Raw genomic sequence first — 930 nt, 5'->3', positions numbered from 1 at the left:
AAGTTATTCGCTTTAGATAGGGTTAGGAGAGCCGTGCTTCGCCGGTAAAAAATCGGACTATCCGACGCAGGGCGGACTCATCGGCGGAGAAGCAAACTTTGACTATATCTCCCTACACTTGGAAGAGGGCTAGACTGGCCCCATAGATCACCAGACACTTCGACTCTCTTAAAATAAGAGGTAGTCTTGGAACTATGTTTAATACCAGTCAGAACGATAAGATGGTTGGAGTGTTATCAGGACCTGAGCGGCGTCGGCGTCGTACACCGCAGGAAAAAATTGCCATTATTCAGCAGACTATGGAGCCCGGTATGACCGTGTCTCATGTCGCGCGCCTGCATGGCATCAATGCAAACCAGATATTCAAATGGCGCAAGCAATATTAAGACGGTTCACTGACGGCTGTTGCATCGGGCGAGGAAGTGGTGCCGGCCTCCGAACTCGCTGCCGCCAATAAGCAAATTCGCGAACTCCAGCGCCTTCTGGGCAAAAAGACGATGGAAGCCGAGATACTCAAAGAGGCCGTGGAGTTCGGCCGGGCAAAAAAATGGATTGCGCATGCGCCCTCGTTGCCTGGGAACGACGAATAAGCGACGTTTGCAGAAGTCTTGGCGTGTCGCGTGCGCAGTTGAGCATTCGGGTTCACCGGCCATCTGACTGACAGGATCGCAGACGGCAGCCCCGTTCTGACGATACCACCGTATTGTCCCGGATAAACATGGCGGTGGCTGACCTGCCGACGTATGGTTATCGCCGTGTGTGGGCGCTGCTGCGACGGGAGTCGGAGCGGGACGGCCTGCCTGTGGTTAATGCAAAGCGGGTGTATCGCATTATGAGAACGCATAATCTGCTTCGGCACTGTTGCAAAGTTAGCGATGAGGCAGCCTTTTGTCTTATTCAAAGGCCTTACATTTCAAAAACTCTGCTTAC

The 930-nt window shown here is 52.9% G+C and carries 1 pseudogene; it reads left to right on the top strand.

Going from position 1 to position 930, the window contains the following annotated elements:
- Positions 1-221: 221 nt before the first annotated feature.
- A pseudogene (locus L2I46_RS29215) lies at positions 222-853 on the top strand (transposase); the annotation flags it as partial.
- Positions 854-930: the final 77 nt, after the last annotated feature.

The sequence above is a fragment of the Klebsiella sp. 2019SCSN059 genome (assembly GCF_021739525.1).
GTDB classification, from domain to species: domain Bacteria; phylum Pseudomonadota; class Gammaproteobacteria; order Enterobacterales; family Enterobacteriaceae; genus Klebsiella; species Klebsiella quasipneumoniae.
The sequence above is the reverse complement of the archived record's forward strand: the minus strand, read 5'-3'. Positions and strand labels throughout refer to the sequence as shown.